The 14,448-nt window shown below is 74.5% G+C and carries 9 protein-coding genes; 3 read left to right on the top strand and 6 right to left on the bottom strand.

Annotated features, from left to right (window positions below):
• Positions 1-288: 288 nt before the first annotated feature.
• Positions 289-1,068, top strand: a complete 780-nt coding sequence (locus tag IEY37_RS04105; protein ID WP_188940791.1) for a class I SAM-dependent methyltransferase — start codon at positions 289-291, stop codon at positions 1,066-1,068.
• A gap of 63 nt (positions 1,069-1,131) precedes the next feature.
• Here IEY37_RS04105 and IEY37_RS04100 read toward each other — a convergent pair whose 3' ends face one another.
• Positions 1,132-1,797, bottom strand: a complete 666-nt coding sequence (locus tag IEY37_RS04100; RefSeq protein ID WP_229673804.1) for a hypothetical protein — start codon at positions 1,795-1,797, stop codon at positions 1,132-1,134.
• A gap of 8 nt (positions 1,798-1,805) precedes the next feature.
• Entirely contained in the window at positions 1,806-4,601 is a 2,796-nt protein-coding gene (gene polA, locus IEY37_RS04095) for a DNA polymerase I (protein ID WP_188940790.1), read from the bottom strand.
• A 590-nt stretch (positions 4,602-5,191) separates the two neighbouring features.
• On the opposite strand from polA, the gene IEY37_RS04090 reads away from it, so the two are divergent.
• Both IEY37_RS04090 and IEY37_RS04085 read left to right on the top strand, forming a co-directional pair.
• Positions 5,192-8,236 carry a thioesterase domain-containing protein gene (locus IEY37_RS04090; RefSeq protein WP_188940274.1) on the top strand — a complete coding sequence of 1,015 codons (3,045 nt, stop codon included), beginning with the start codon at positions 5,192-5,194 and terminating at the stop codon, positions 8,234-8,236.
• Positions 8,233-10,182 carry an ATP-binding cassette domain-containing protein gene (locus IEY37_RS04085; protein ID WP_188940273.1) on the top strand — a complete coding sequence of 650 codons (1,950 nt, stop codon included), beginning with the start codon at positions 8,233-8,235 and terminating at the stop codon, positions 10,180-10,182. The genes IEY37_RS04090 and IEY37_RS04085 overlap by 4 nt, the downstream gene beginning before the upstream one ends.
• A 43-nt stretch (positions 10,183-10,225) precedes the next feature.
• Here IEY37_RS04085 and IEY37_RS04080 read toward each other — a convergent pair whose 3' ends face one another.
• From IEY37_RS04080 to IEY37_RS04065, 4 genes are all read right to left on the bottom strand, one after another.
• Positions 10,226-10,930, bottom strand: a complete 705-nt coding sequence (locus IEY37_RS04080; RefSeq protein WP_188940789.1) for an ABC transporter ATP-binding protein — start codon at positions 10,928-10,930, stop codon at positions 10,226-10,228.
• Positions 10,931-11,061: 131 nt separating this feature from the next.
• Positions 11,062-11,904 (bottom strand): ABC transporter ATP-binding protein, encoded by an 843-nt coding sequence (locus IEY37_RS04075; RefSeq protein WP_188940272.1) that lies wholly within the window; start codon positions 11,902-11,904, stop codon positions 11,062-11,064.
• Complete coding sequence (locus IEY37_RS04070; RefSeq protein WP_229673802.1) at positions 11,901-13,379, bottom strand: branched-chain amino acid ABC transporter permease; 1,479 nt, start codon at positions 13,377-13,379, stop codon at positions 11,901-11,903. Before IEY37_RS04070 ends, IEY37_RS04075 begins: the two co-directional genes overlap by 4 nt.
• Before the next feature lies 1 nt (position 13,380).
• Complete coding sequence (locus IEY37_RS04065) at positions 13,381-14,427, bottom strand: branched-chain amino acid ABC transporter permease (RefSeq protein WP_188940271.1); 1,047 nt, start codon at positions 14,425-14,427, stop codon at positions 13,381-13,383.
• Positions 14,428-14,448: the final 21 nt, after the last annotated feature.

Below are 14,448 nucleotides of genomic sequence, written 5' to 3'. Positions count from 1 at the left end.
GCGCCGCGGACTTCACGGCGGCCCGACGACGCGGCGGCATCATGGAGCAGTCGACGTGTGCCGGCTCCCCCGCTGACCCGGCACCCGGTCAGCGGACCCGGGCACGATCGAAGGGCTTGGTGAGTGCGCCTGCTCCATTCCGAGGCAGCACGAACCCACAGCGCTCCGTCCACTCTACCCGCGTCGATCACCCGCGCGCACCCACCGTCCCTGCGCCCCACGTCCCTGCGCCCTGCCGGCCCGGTGCACGATCGACAGGTGACCTCGCTCGGCCCGACGCGGCCCCGGATGATCGGGGCGGACCAGGCCCGCTCCCGTGCGGCGAACCGCCGGTGGTGGGACGCCGACGCCGACGACTACCACGCCGAGCACGGCGCCTTCCTCGGCGACGCGGACTTCGTGTGGTGCCCCGAGAACCTGCGCGAGGCCGACGCCCGGCTGCTCGGTGAGGTCGAGGGCCGGCGGGTGCTCGAGGTCGGCTGCGGGTCCGCCCCCTGCGCGCGCTGGCTGCGCGCCAGGGGCGCCGACGTGGTGGCGTTCGACCTGTCCGCCGGGATGCTGCGGCACGCCCGGGACGCCGCGGACCGGACCGGTGTCGCGGTGCCGCTCGTCCAGGCGGACGTCTGCGAGCTCCCGTTCACCGACGCCGCCTTCGACCTCGCGTTCAGCGCCTTCGGCGCCATCCCGTTCGTCGCCGACTCGGCCGGCGCGCTGCGCGAGGTTGCCCGGGTGTTGCGGCCGGGCGGGCGGTGGGTGTTCTCGGTGACCCACCCGATGCGCTGGATGTTCCCGGACGACCCCGGGCCGCGCGGGCTGACCGTCATCCAGTCCTACTTCGACCGGTCGCCCTACGTGGAGGTGGACCAGGACGGCGTGCCGGCGTACGTCGAGCACCACCGCACGCTGGGCGACCGCGTCCGCGAGCTGCGGGCCGCCGGCTTCGTGCTGGACGACGTCGTGGAACCGGAGTGGCCGGAGGGGTTCGAGGGCCGCTGGGGACAGTGGTCGCCTGAACGCGGCGAGATTTTCCCGGGGACCGCGATCTTCTGCTGCCACCTGCCCGGCTGACACAGCGGTCCGGGGCGCCGCGGGACGGGCGGCCGGACAGCCCCCGCGGGCCCCGGTGCGCAGTCAGCTGTCGGCCGTCGGTCCCGGCGACTCCGGCCCGGCAGCCGTCGGAGCCGCCGTCGGAGCGGCCGTCGGCGCGGCCGTGAGAGCGGCGCCGATGGCCGCCAGATAGGCCTGGCCGCGCGGCGAGAGCCGGTAGCCCACCGGCAGGCTGACGGTCAGGCCCACGGCCTTGAGCCGGCGGATGTCGGCCTTCATCGGCTGCAGGTCCCGGCGCAGCAGTGCCGCCAGCTCCGTCGACACGGTCGCCGGGTGGTCACGGATCCACTCGAGGATCTCCCGGGTCCACGGCCCGGTGCGGCGGCCGCGGTCCAACCGGTCGACGGCGGCGACGAGGGCGGCCATCTCCGCGGGGTCGGCCGGTACCGCGTCGCGCAGCGCCACGCGCGGATCCGGCCCGGCCCAGTGCAGGTCGACCCGGTAGACGGCCCGGCCGGCCCGCCCGGTCAGCCACCGCAGCAACCCGGCCAGGTCCGCCTCGCCGGCGGCGCGGGCGTCGTCGTCCGTCAGCACCGCGGGATCCACCTCGGTCACCCGGTCGAACGCCACGACGCCCGCCGAGGTGAGCTGGCTGCCGCCGGCCCGCACCCGCGGAGCATCCCAGCGCCGGAACGCCGCGGTGACCCGGCCGTCGGCGATCGCCTGCGCCACGGCGGGCGGGATGCGCACCCGTGTCCCTAGTGCGCCGCGTCGTCCCAGCTGCGGCCGACGCCCACGGACACGTCCATGTCGACCGTCAGGGGATAGGCGCCGCCCATCTCCTCGCGCAGCACCGTGGTCAGCGCCTCCTGCTCGCCGGGACCGACCTCGCACACCAGCTCGTCGTGGACCTGCAGCAGCAGCTGCGAGCGGAGCCCCTCCCGGTCCAGCCGGCGCTGCACCCGCAGCATGGCCACCTTGATGATGTCCGCCGCGCTGCCCTGGATGGGCGCGTTGAGCGCCGCACGCTCGGCCAGCTCGCGCCGCTGCCGGTTGTCGCTGGTCAGGTCGGGGAGGTAGCGACGGCGGCCGAGCAGGGTCTGCGTGTAGCCCTCCTGCCGGGCCACGTCGACGGTGCGGCGCAGGTAGTCCCGGATGCCGCCGAAGCGGGCGAAGTACGCCTCCATCTGCTGCCGCGCCTCGTCCACGCTGATCTTCAGCTGGCCCGACAGGCCGAACGCCGACAACCCGTACGCCAGGCCGTAGCTCATCGCCTTGATGCGGCGCCGCATCTCGCCGGTGACCTGCTCGGCGGGCAGCCCGAAGGCGCGCATGGCGACGAAGGTGTGCAGGTCCTCGCCGGACCGGAAGGCCTCGATGAGCCCCTCGTCGCCCGACAGGTGCGCCATGATCCGCATCTCGATCTGCGAGTAGTCCGCGGTGATCAGCGACTCGAAGCCGTCGCCCGGCACGAACGCCCGGCGGATCAGGCGGCCCTCGTCGGTCCGGACCGGGATGTTCTGCAGGTTCGGCTCGGTGGACGACAGCCGGCCGGTCGCGGCGACCGTCTGCAGGTACGTGGTGTGGATGCGACCGTCCGCGCCGACCGCCTTCTGCAGGCCCTCGACCGTGGTCCGGAGCTTGGTGACGTCCCGGTGCCGCAGCAGGTGTGCCAGGAACGGGTGCTCGGTCTGCTCGTACAGCGCCGCCAGCGAGTCCGCATCGGTGGTGTAGCCGGTCTTGGTGCGCTTGGTCTTCGGCATGCCGAGCTCGTCGAACAGCACCACCTGGAGCTGCTTGGGCGACCCCAGGTTGACCTCCTTGCCGATCTCGGCGTACGCCGCCTGCGCGGCGGTGTCGGCCTCGGTGCTGAAGGTGGCGTGCAGGTCGGCGAGATATGCCGCGTCGACCGCGATGCCGGTGCGCTCCATGCGTCCCAGCACCTGCATGACGGGCAGCTCCAGGTCGGTCAACAGGTCGTGCTGCCCCGACGCGACGAGCTGCTGGTCCAGCGCCTCGGCCAGGTCGATCACGGCCCTGGCCTGGATCATGTCGGCCTGGTCGGCGGCGTGCTCGGCCTGCGCCGGGTCGTCGGTCTCGAACGCCAGCTCGAGCTGGTCCGCGCCGCCCTCGGCCTGGCCGGCGTCGAGCGTGCGGTGCAGGTACCGCTGCACCAGGTCGCCGAGATCGAACGCCCGCTGTCCCGGCAGCGCCAGGTAGGCGGCCAGGGCCGTGTCGCTGGTCAGGCCGCCGAGCGTCCAGCCGCGGGCCACCAGCGCGTTGATCGCCGGCTTGAGATCGTGGCCGACCTTGGGCCGGTCGGCGTCCGCGAGCCAGGCGGCGAGCGCCGCGTCGTCGTCCTGGTCCAGGTCGGTGGTCTCCAGCACCGCGGCCTCGCCGTCCGCGGTCGCCAGCGCCACCCGGCGCACGTCCCCCCCGCCGGGGGCCCACGCGCCCGCCAGGTGCAGCCCGGTGGCGCCGGCCGCCGCGTGCTCGGCGAGCCAGCCGCCGACCTGCCCCGTCCGCAGCCGGTCGCCGGTGACCTCGAACCCCTCGGTGCTGGTCTCGTCCGCCTGCTCGAAGGTCTCCAGTAGGCGCTCCCGCAGCACCTTGAACTGCAGGTTGTCGAAGATGCGGTGGACGGCCTCGCGGTCGTACGGGGCCATCCGCAGGTCGACCACCGGATCGGCCGGGACGTCGACGTCGCGGACCAGCTCGGTGAGCCGCCGGTTCTGCAGCACGCTCGAGAGCGCGGCCCGGAGCGCGTCGCCCGCCTTGCCCGGCACCTCGTCGACCCGGTCGACGAGCGCGGTCAGCGAACCGAAGTCGCGGATCCACTTGGCCGCCGTCTTCTCCCCGACGCCGGGGATGTTCGGCAGGTTGTCGCTGGGATCGCCGCGCAGCGCGGCGAAATCGGGGTACTGGGCCGGGGTCAGGCCGTAGCGCTCGGCCACCTCCTCGGGCGTGAACCGGGTCATGTCCGAGACGCCCTTGCGCGGGTAGAGCACGGTCACCTGGTCGGTCACCAGCTGCAGCGCGTCCCGGTCCCCCGTGCAGATCAAGACCTGCATGCCCTCCGCCGCCGCCCGGACGGTCAGCGTGGCGATGACGTCGTCCGCCTCGAAGTTGTCCGCCGTCAGCACCGGGATCCGCAGCGCCGCCAGCACCTCCTTGACGAGCTCGACTTGGCCGCGGAAGTCGGTGGGCGACGACGACCGGTTGGCCTTGTACTCCGGGTACTCCTCGGCGCGCCAGGTCTGCCGGGACACGTCGAACGCCACCGCGACGTGCGTCGGCGTCTCGTCCCGCAGCAGGTTGATCAGCATCGAGGTGAAGCCGTACACCGCGTTCGTGGGTTGGCCGGTGGTGGTGGCGAACTTCTCGACCGGCAGCGCGAAGAACGCCCGGTAGGCGAGCGAGTGCCCGTCCAGCAGCAGCAGCCGCGGCGGACGCTCCCCGGCGGGCGCGGCCGCGGCTGCCGGTGCGCTGCGACCGGCCGCCGACCGGGTGCCCGAGCGCGTCGACCTGCGGGCGGTTGCCGTGCTGGTGGCCATCACCGGGCCGAGTCTAGGGACCGGGTCCGACAGTGCCGACCTGCCGACGGCCTCGACCGCGGGACCGTGCCCCGGACCCCACACCCGCGCCGCCGCGGAGCCCGCCGGACGGCCCGACCGGCCGACGGCCTCGACCGCGGGACCGTGCCCCGGACGCCACACCCGCGCCGCCGCGGAGCCCGCCGGACGGCCCGACCGGCCGACGGCCTCGACCGCAAGACCGTGCCCCGGACCCCACACCAGCGCCGCCGCGGAGCCCGCCGGACGGCCCGACCCGCCGACGGCCTCGACCGCAAGACCGTGCCCCGGACCCCACACCAGCGCCGCCGCGGAGCCCGCCGGACGGCCCGACCCGCCGACGGCCTCGACCGCAGGACCGTGCCCCGGACCCCACACCAGCGCCGCCGCGGAGCCCGCCGGACGGCCCGACCGGCCGACGGCCTCGACCGCAGGACCGTGCCCGCCCGTTCCCCAGCGGCACCGCCGCGGGACCGGCCGGATGTCGGTGCCGCCACTTACGATGACCGCACTCCGCCCCGGGGCCGGCGCGGCCGCCGGCGGGCGGAGCCGTTCCGGACGGGAGGACGGCCATGCGGGTGGTCGCGGCGCTGGCGCTGGCCGGCCTGCGCCACCGCCCCGGCCGCGCACTGCTGCTGGCGCTCGGTGTCGCCGTGGCGGTGGTGGTCCCGGTCGTCGCCGGCGGCATGCGAGTGTCTGCCGAGGCCGCGGCGGTGGCCCAGGCCGTCGACCGGCTCCCGGCCGCGGAACGCGCCGTGCTCACCACCACCAGTGCCCGGCTGCCACCGGACAGATCCGCGGAGCTGGACACCCGCCTGCGGGCCGGCACCGCCGCGCTCGGCGTCCCGGACCTCCGCCGCTACCTGGTGTACCGGCCGCTGTCGGTGGCCGGCAGCTCCTTCACCCTGGCGGCCGCCGACGACGCGGCGGGGATCGTGCACCTGACCGGCGGCCGGATGCCGGCCTCGTGCACGCCGCAGCGCTGTGAGGTGCTGCTGACCGCGACGGGCGGCGCGGGCGGGTCGCCGACGTCCGTCGCGCTGTTGAGACCGGCCGCCGGCCAGCTCGGGCTGGTGGTGACGGGCACGGCCGAGCTCGTCGACGCCACCGCGGTCGGCGCCGGCCTGGTCGACGGCACGCAGCCGCTGCTGCTCGGTACCTCCACGACCGCACTCGACCGGCTGGCGACGCTCGAGCTGTTCGGCCGCACCACCGCCTGGATCGGCCGGCTGACCGGCGAAGGCGTCGCGGCCGTCGGCGCCGCGCCGTTCGCGGCCGGGCTGGACGCCCTCGCCGACCGGCTGAACCTGCTCAACGGCAACGGGCTGACCATCCGGTGGCCCGCCGACCAGGTCGCCGGCGCGGCCGCGCGGGCCGCGGCGTCCGCCGAGCGATTCACCGTGCTCGGCGCGGCGGCAGCGGCGCTGCAACTGGGCTTCTGCGTCCTTGCCGCCGTCGGCATGCGACGCCGCCAGCAACTGGTCGCCACCCTCCTGGTGCGCCGCGGCGTCCCGCGGGCGGCGCTGCTGGTCCCGCCGCTGGTCCAGCTGGTCGTGGCGGTCGCCGCCGGGCTGCTGGCCGGCGCCGGCGTCGGCGCGGTCGTGGTTGCCGGCCAGTCGGGCGGGCTGCCGCACGGCCGGTGGACGGTCGCCGGCGAGGCGCTCACGTCGGCCCTGCCGACCCTCGGCTGGATCTGCGCGGTCGCGGTGCTGCTCGGGGTGGCGGTGGTGCGCTGGCCGGCCGGCGCCGCACGCGGCACCCGGGTCGTGCTCGACTGCCTGCTGGTGGCCGCCGTCGGGTTGGCGTGGCTGGCCGTGCTCTCCCCCGGCGGCGGCACCGCGGATCCCCTGACGACGAGCGTCACCACGCTGGTGGCGATCGCCGCCGGTCTGGTCGCCGCACGGGTCTGGCCGCTGGTGCTCGCCGGGCTCGGCGCCGCCGGCCGGAGGTCGGTGACCTGGCGGGTGGCCGTCACCGGAGGCCGCACGCGGCCGTTGACGAGCGCGGTCACCGCCGCCTTCGTGGCCGCAGCCATGTGCGCGACGCTGTTCGCCGGGTCGTACCGGGCGACACTGCAGGACTCCGCGGACGACCAGGCCGCCTACCAGGTGCCGCTGGACGTCGCCGTGTCGGCCAGTCGCGACGTCGCCACCCCGCTCGAGGCGCTCGACACCGCCGCGCTGGCCGCCGTCCCCGGCGTGACGGTGCGGCCGGTCGTCGCGAGCGCCGTGACGGCGTTTCCCGGCACGGTCCGGGCGGCCGGCCTCCCGCTGGTCGGCCTCGACCCGGACACCGTGCTGGCCATGCACCGCTGGACGGCCACCACGGGCGCCACCGTCCCGGCCGTGCAGCTCGCCGGCGAGCTCGGGTCCGCGGACACCGGCGCCGCGGCGGTCGCCCGCCCCGTCGTCCCGGCCGGGACCCGGGTGCTGCGGATCGCCGCCGCCGGCGCCACCGCGGACGCCGACGTCTCGCTGTGGGTGGCCGGTCCGGACGGCGACGAGCGGCAGGTCCCGCTGCTGCAGGCCGGCACCGACGCGCTGCGGGCACCGGTCGCCACGGACGTCCCGCTGCGGGTGGTCGCCGTCGAGCTGGCCGAGTCGGCCACGCACCTCGTGCACCGCCAGCACGCGGTCGGCGAGGGCAACACCGACCAGCCGCTGGCCGCCGGTCGGCTGACCCTGGGCGCGGTGACCGCGGACGGCACACCGGTCCCGTGGTCCTGGGCCGGGTGGGGGTCGGACGCGGCGACCGTCGACGCCCGTGCGGACCGGCTCGCGGCGGACTACCGGATCGACGACGTCCGGGTCGTGCTCACGCCCGGCTTCGTCCCGCTCGCCCGGCTTCCCGAGCTGCCGGTCGCCACCGACCCGCAGACCGCCGGATCCGCGGTGGACGGCATCGTCCCCGTCGACGTCGGGGCGACGACCGTCCGCGGGCGGGTGGTGGCCACGCTCCCGCGGATGCCGACCATGGGCGGGCGGTACCTGGTCGCGGACCGGGCCGCCGTGGCGGCGTTGCTGGACCGGTCCGAGCCGGGGACGGCCGCCGTCACACAGGTCTGGCTCGGCGTCCCCGACGGGGCGCTGCCCGCGGTCCGCCAGCTGCTCGCGGCGCCGCCCGCGTCGACCGCGACGGTGGTCTACCGGGCCGACGTCCGCACCGCCGTCGCCACCGACCCGGTCGCCGCTCGCTCCGGCACCCTGCTCACGCTCGCCGGGATCGTCGCGCTGCTGCTCGCCCTGGTCGCGATCGCGCTGGCGGTGCGCATCGAGGACGGTGACGGCGCCGCGGACGGGCTGTCCCTGGAACTGGACGGGCTGCCCCCGGCCCGCGTCCGGCGGACGCTGCTGCTCCGCGCCTGTCTCGTGCTCGCGGTCGGGATCCCGTTCGGCGCGGCCGTCGGGTTGCTGCTCACCGGCGTCGCCGTCCGGCTGATCGGCCTCGGCAGCGCCGGGGTGGACGTGCAGCCGCCGGTCCAGGTGGCGCTGGGTGGCGTATGGGCCGCCGTCCTGGTCGTCGTCGCGGTGGCCGGCGGCGTCGGCGTCGCGACGGTGACAGCGGCGGCCGGCCTGCGGGGGCCGCGGCCACTCGTCCCCGAGATGGACCTGCGGTGACCGCGGCGCGGACCGGGCCGGCGGCGCTCGACGTGGCGGCGGACGTCCCGGTCGCGCTGGTCGACGACGTCTTCGTGGCCTTCGACGCGCCGGCCGGGCCGGTCATGGCGCTGCGCGGCGTGACACTGCGGATCCGCGCCGGCGAGCGGCTGCTGCTGCAGGGTCCGAACGGCTCGGGCAAGTCCACGCTGCTGCGGGTGGTCACCGGCGAGCAGGCCGTCACGGCGGGCTCCGTGCACGTCGCCGGCGAAGAGCTGACGGGGATGTCGGCGGCGGACCGCCGGCGCTGGCGGGCGCGGCACATCGGCATCATCGACCAGCACGCGCGCCGCAGCCTGCTGCCGGAGTGGCCGGTCGTCGACAACGTGGCCCTGCAGCTCCGGTTGCTGGGAGCCGGTCCGGACGCCGGCCGGGCGGCGGCCCTGGAGACCCTCGACCGGTTTGGCCTGGCCGACCTGGCCCGGCGCCCGGTCGGCACGCTGTCCGGGGGCGAGGCGCAACGGGTGGCGATCTGTGCTGCGGTGGCCCACCGGCCGACGGTCGTGCTGGCCGACGAGCCGACCGGCGAGCTCGACGAGGACGCCGCCGACCGGGTCTACGAGCAGTTGTCGCAGGCCGGCCGGACACCGGGGTCGTGCCTGGTGCTGGTCAGCCACGACCGGCGGGCACAGGGCGTGGCCGACCGGGCCGTCCGGATCCGGGACGGCCGGGTGGCCGAGCAGTGGTGGCCGGGAGGACCACCCGGCGCGGCGGCGGAACAGCAGGTGGTGGATCCCCGCGGCTGGCTGCGCCTGCCGGCCTCGCTGCTCGGTCCGCTCACGGCGACGAGCACGGTGTTCGCGAGCGCCGGACCGGGCGGGGAGATCGTGCTGCGACCGGCGCCGGCAGCTCCACGTCCGGACGACGCCGGTGATCGTCCGACCGATCCGCCCGCCGGCGCCGCCCGGCCCGGCGTAGCCGCACCGGCGCCGGCCGGCGAGACGGTCCCGCCGCCCGGATCAGCCGCACCGGGGCCGGCCGGCGTGATCGTCCCACCGCGACTCAGGCCCGCAGCGGTGCCGGCCGGCGTCGGCGCGGCCGGGCTGTCCGGGAACGACCCGGTCGTCGCGGTGCTGCCCGGCGGCGCGGTCGGGCCGCCGCTGCTCGCGCTGCACCGGGTCACCGCCCGGTTCGGCGGGCGGGTGCTGTTCGAGGATCTCGACCTCGCCGTCCACGGCGGCGAGGTGGTCGTGCTGCGGGGTCCGTCGGGGTCCGGCAAGTCGACAGTGCTGGCCCTGGCCGCGGCGTTGACCGACCCGGCGGCCGGCCACGTCCAGCTGTGCGGGACGCCGGTCGCATCGCTGTCCCGGGCGGACCGGGCACGGTTGCGCGGACGGTGCGCGGCCGTCGTGCTGCAGCAGACCGTGCTGACCGAGTCGCTCACCGTCCGGGAGAACGTCGTCCTCGCCGCCGACGTGCACCGCGCCGCCCGGTCGGACGCCGCCGCTCCGCCCCCGGGATCCCGGCCCGACGATCAGGCCGGCGCCCGGCGACGCCGACCGGCCGGCCACCGCGGCGGGTCGGACGGGACCGCGGCCCCCGTCGCGGACGCGGCGCAGTGGGCCGAGCAGCTGCGGCTGACCCGCCTGCTCGACCAACCGGTGCGGTCGTGCTCGGGTGGCGAGCGGCAGCGGACCGCGCTCGCCCGCGCGCTGGTGGCCGGCACGCCCCTGGTCGTGCTGGACGAGCCGACGTCGCAGCAGGACGAGGCATCGGCCGCACTGGTCACCGCGGTCATCGCCGCGGAGGCCCGGCGCGGTCGCGGCGTGCTGGTCGCCACCCATGACGCCGCGGTCGCGGCGGTGGCGGACCGGGTCGTGACGCTGGGCCGCGGCCGGCACGGCGCGACGGACGGGCGGACTCCACAGCACCCGCAGGGCCGGGCCGGACAGATCGGATCAGCCTGATCAGCCGACCCGGTCGCCGACGGAGGCCGACCGGGTCCCGCGGTCAGCCGCCCAGGTAGGCGGCTGCCACCGAATCGTCGGCCAGCATCTGCGCCGCCGGACCCTGCATGTTGAGGTGTCCGGACTCGAGGACGTAAGCGTAGTCCGCGATCTCGAGCGCCGCGAGCGCGTTCTGCTCGACCAGCAGCACCGTCGTGCCCTGCGACCGGATCGTCTCGATGGTCTCGAAGATCAGGTCCACCAGCACGGGCGCCAGACCCATCGACGGCTCGTCGAGCAGCAGCAGGCTCGGGTTGCCCAGCAGCGCCCTGGCCACCGCGAGCATCTGCTGCTCACCGCCGGACATCGTCCCGGCCTTCTGGTCGATGCGCTCGCGCAGTCGCGGGAACAGCTCGAGCACCCGCTCCCGGTCCCGGGCGATGCCGTCGGCGTCCTTGCGCACGAACGCGCCGAGGTCCAGGTTCTCCGACACCGTCATCCGCTGGAAGATCTTGCGACCCTCCGGGGACTGGCAGATTCCCAGCTTGACGACGTCGTGGCCGGGGATGCCGTTGATCCTGCGGCCCTTGAAGACCACGTCGCCGCTGCGCGGCTTCAGCAGGCCCGAGATGGTGCGCAGCGTCGTGGACTTCCCCGCGCCGTTGGACCCGATCAGGGTGACGATCTCGCCCTCGTACACGGTGAGGTTGAGATCCTTGACGGCGGCGATGTTCCCGTAGCTCACGTTCAGGTCCTTGAGCTCCAGGATCACCTCCCGCCCGGCACCCCGCTCGCCCGCCGGCTGCGGCGCGGTCAGGGTCGCCGTGCCGCTGTCGCCCGCCGGGACGCCGGGTCCTGCAGTGCCGCTCGGCCCGTCCGCCGAGGTGCCGATGGGGTGGCTCACGCGCGCCTCCTGCCCTCGCGGGTACCGGTCTTGCCGAGGTAGGCCTCGATGACCTGCTGGTTGTTCCGGATGTCGTCCGGCGTGCCCTCCGCGATGAGGTTGCCGCGGTCCAGCACGGTGATCCGCTCGGAGACCTTCATGATCACACTCATGTCGTGCTCGATGAGCAGGACGGACAGGTCCTTCTCGTCGCGCACCCGGTACACGAACTGGTTGAACAGCTCGGACTCCTGCGGGTTCATGCCTGCGGTGGGCTCGTCCAGCAGCAGGATCTTGGGCCGGAGCGCCAGCGCCCGCGCTACCTCGAGCCGCCGCTGGTCGCCGTAGGACAGGTTGCGGGCCAGTTCGCCCTCGGCCTTGCCGATACCGACGAACTCCAGCAGCTCGCGGGCGGCGTCGCGCGCCTCCCGCTCCTCGCGCCGCTGGCCCGGCAACCGCAGCACCGTGCTCATGATCCCGGACCGCAGGTGGCTGTGCATGGCCACCATGACGTTCTCCTCGGCCGTCATCAGGTTGAACAGCCGGATGTTCTGGAACGTGCGAGCCAGCCCCATCGCCGCGCGGCGGTGCGGCGGGACGACGGTGATGTCCCTGCCCTCGAGGAACACCGCTCCCTCGGTGGGCTCGTACAGCCCGGTCAGCACGTTGAAGAAGGTCGTCTTGCCGGCGCCGTTGGGCCCGATGAGGCTGACCACGGACCGCGGCGGGATGGCGAACGAGACGTCGTTGACCGCCACCAGACCGCCGAAGCGGATGGTGATGTGGTCGGCGTAGAGCGCGTTGACGTCGACCGGGTCGGGCGTGCCAGCCGTCTCCGGCCGCGGCGGTGCCTGCGTCATCGCGACACGTCCCCGGTCTCGTCACGCCGCCGGGCCGCCGGGTCCGCACCGGTGCCGTCCGACGTCCCGGCACCGTCCGCCCGAACCACCCCGTCGGGACCGTCCGCTCCGTCGTCGCGCGCGGACGGCGCCTGCCCCAGCACGGGGCTGACGTCCCGCGCCGCCGAGGCGATCGCCGCGTCGTCGCCGGAATTGGCCTCCGCCGCCTCGCTTTCGGCCTCGGCCTCGGTGATGTCGGCGCCCACCGACTCCATCTCGGTGCGGTTGGGCGTGCGCAGGAGTGCCTTGGTGCGTTTCTCGGGTATCAGGCCCTCGCGGCGGAACAGCATCATCAGCACCAGCAGCAGGCCGAGGATGACGAAGTTGTAGCGCGGCAACCAGGTTTCGGCACCCCAGCCGAACCAGGAGTCCAGCTGCACGCCGATCTGCTTGAGGCCGTTGCCGTTCAGCCAGGCCAGCAGGAACGCGCCGATGGTGACGCCCCAGACGTTGCCCATGCCGCCGAGCACGACCATCAGCAGCACCAGCACCGACTTGCCGAAGTCGAAGCCGGACGGCGACACCGCGCCGGTGATGCCGGAGGCGTTGGCGACACCGCCGATGCCGCCGAAGAACGCGCCGACCGCGTAGGCGGACAGCTTGGCGCGCACCAGGGGCACGCCCATCATGCTGGCGGCCAGCTCGTCCTCGCGGATCGCCAGCCAGGCCCGGCCGAGCCGGCCCTCGCGGATCCGCAGCGAGACGAAGATGCAGACCCCGACCAGCAGCCCGAGCACCAGGATCTTGTAGGTGTTGCTGGTCGAGTCGATCGACAGCGCCTGCGGGACGCTCTTGTCCACGACGTGGAACGGGCCGGTACCGATGCCGTCGATGCTGGAGATGCCGCCGTCGCCGCCGGCCACGTTGAGGCCGGCGATGTTGTTGCTGTTGCGGAAGAACTGGGTGATCACCTCGCCGAAGCCGAGGGTCACCAGTGCCAGGTAGTCACCGCGCAGCCGCAGGGTCGGCGCGCCGATGATGATGCCGAGGATGGCGCAGAGCACCCCGGCGATGATGATCACGAACCAGAAGTTGATGTGCGTCCCCGGGTAGTCGCCCGGCACCGCGGTCGCCAGGTGCACGTTCCAGGTCCAGTTGAACGGCGCGGCCATCAGCCAGCCGGCGGTGTAGCCGCCGAGCGCCCAGAAGGCGACGTAGCCCAGGTCGAGCAGGCCGGCGTAGCCGACCACGACGTTCAGGCCGAGGGCCATGATCGCCCACATCAGGCACTCGTTGATGGTGGCGACCGGCAGCCAGCTGGCGATGCCGTTGGCCACCGGGGTGACCAGCGTCGGCAGGATCGACTGGTACAGCAGGAAGAGCAGCACGATGACCACGACGTAGCCGGCGGGCCAGCGGAAACGGGCGACCGCGCCCGGTCCGGACCGGCGGGGTCCGCGTCCGGTGGCCGGGGGCCGCTGCAGGGTTGTCGTCATGTCACACCTTCTCCGTGGTGCGGCGCCCGAAGATGCCCTCCGGCTTGAAGACCATCAGCACGATCAAGATGATGAAGACCAGCGACTGCGACCAGTTGGAACCCAGGCCGTGCGCGCCGCCCTCGTTCAGTGCCTGCACCAGCCCGATCGCCACGCCGCCGACGACGGCACCGGTCAGGTTGCCGATCCCGCCGAGCACGGCCGCGGTGAACGCGATCAGGCCCAGCTGGGTCCCGGTGTCGTAGTAGGTCTGGGTCTGCACCAGGAAGTACAGGACGCCCGCCGCGCCGGCGAGGGCGCCGCCCAGCGCGAAGGTGAACGAGATGGTGCCGTTCACGTTGATGCCCATCAGCCGGGCACCGTCCTGGTCCTGGGCGACCGCGCGCATGGCCTTACCACGCCGGGTGCGGGCGACGATGTACGTCATCGCCAGCAGCAGCGGGATGGTCACCACCAGCACCAGCAGCAGCTTGTAGACGTAGACGCCCTCGATGATCGGGCCGCCCCAGTTGACCGGCCAGTTCTTCTGCGTCGACCCGTTGATGTAGTCCTGCTGGGCGATGCCGCGGAACACGAACGACAGGCCGACCGCCGTCATCAGCGGGGCCAGCTTGGGCGCCGTGCGCAGCCGGCGATAGGCCAGGAACTCGGCGGAGACGTTGACGAACGCCCCGAAAGCCATGCACACCACCAGCGCGACGATCAGCGGCAGGATCGTCGCCGTGGTCAGGTCACCGACGCCGAGCACGTTCACCATCAGGTTGGCGGCGACGATGCTGGCCAGCATGAACAGGTCGCCGTGCGCGAAGTTGATCAGCTCGATGATCCCGTAGACCATCGTGTACCCCAGCGCCACCAGGGCGTACAGGGCGCCGTTCTGCAGGCCGACGAGCACGGAGCCGACGAACTGGTCGGGGCCGTCGATCGCGTTGATGACGATCCAGTAGACGGCGAACAGCAGGATCAGGATGCCGAGGACCCGTTCCACGATCGGCCCGAGCCGGATCTTGGCCTTCCTGTTGGTACCGCCGATGGCAAGAGCGGTCATCGCGTCCGGACCTCTTTCTCC

It is taken from the genome of Nakamurella endophytica (assembly GCF_014646215.1).
Taxonomy (GTDB): Bacteria; Actinomycetota; Actinomycetes; order Mycobacteriales; family Nakamurellaceae; genus Nakamurella; species Nakamurella endophytica.
This window is presented reverse-complemented; position numbering and strand designations above follow the sequence as displayed.

Excerpts from the sequence above, each read along its gene's own strand:
- IEY37_RS04105 (WP_188940791.1), top strand. The coding sequence starts at position 289 with ATGATCGGGGCGGACCAGGCCCGCTCCCGTGCGGCGAACCGCCGGTGG.
- polA (WP_188940790.1), bottom strand. The coding sequence starts at position 4,601 with ATGGCCACCAGCACGGCAACCGCCCGCAGGTCGACGCGCTCGGGCACC.
- IEY37_RS04090 (WP_188940274.1), top strand. The coding sequence starts at position 5,192 with ATGCGGGTGGTCGCGGCGCTGGCGCTGGCCGGCCTGCGCCACCGCCCC.
- IEY37_RS04075 (WP_188940272.1), bottom strand. The coding sequence starts at position 11,904 with ATGACGCAGGCACCGCCGCGGCCGGAGACGGCTGGCACGCCCGACCCG.
- IEY37_RS04070 (WP_229673802.1), bottom strand. The coding sequence starts at position 13,379 with ATGACGACAACCCTGCAGCGGCCCCCGGCCACCGGACGCGGACCCCGC.
- IEY37_RS04065 (WP_188940271.1), bottom strand. The coding sequence starts at position 14,427 with ATGACCGCTCTTGCCATCGGCGGTACCAACAGGAAGGCCAAGATCCGG.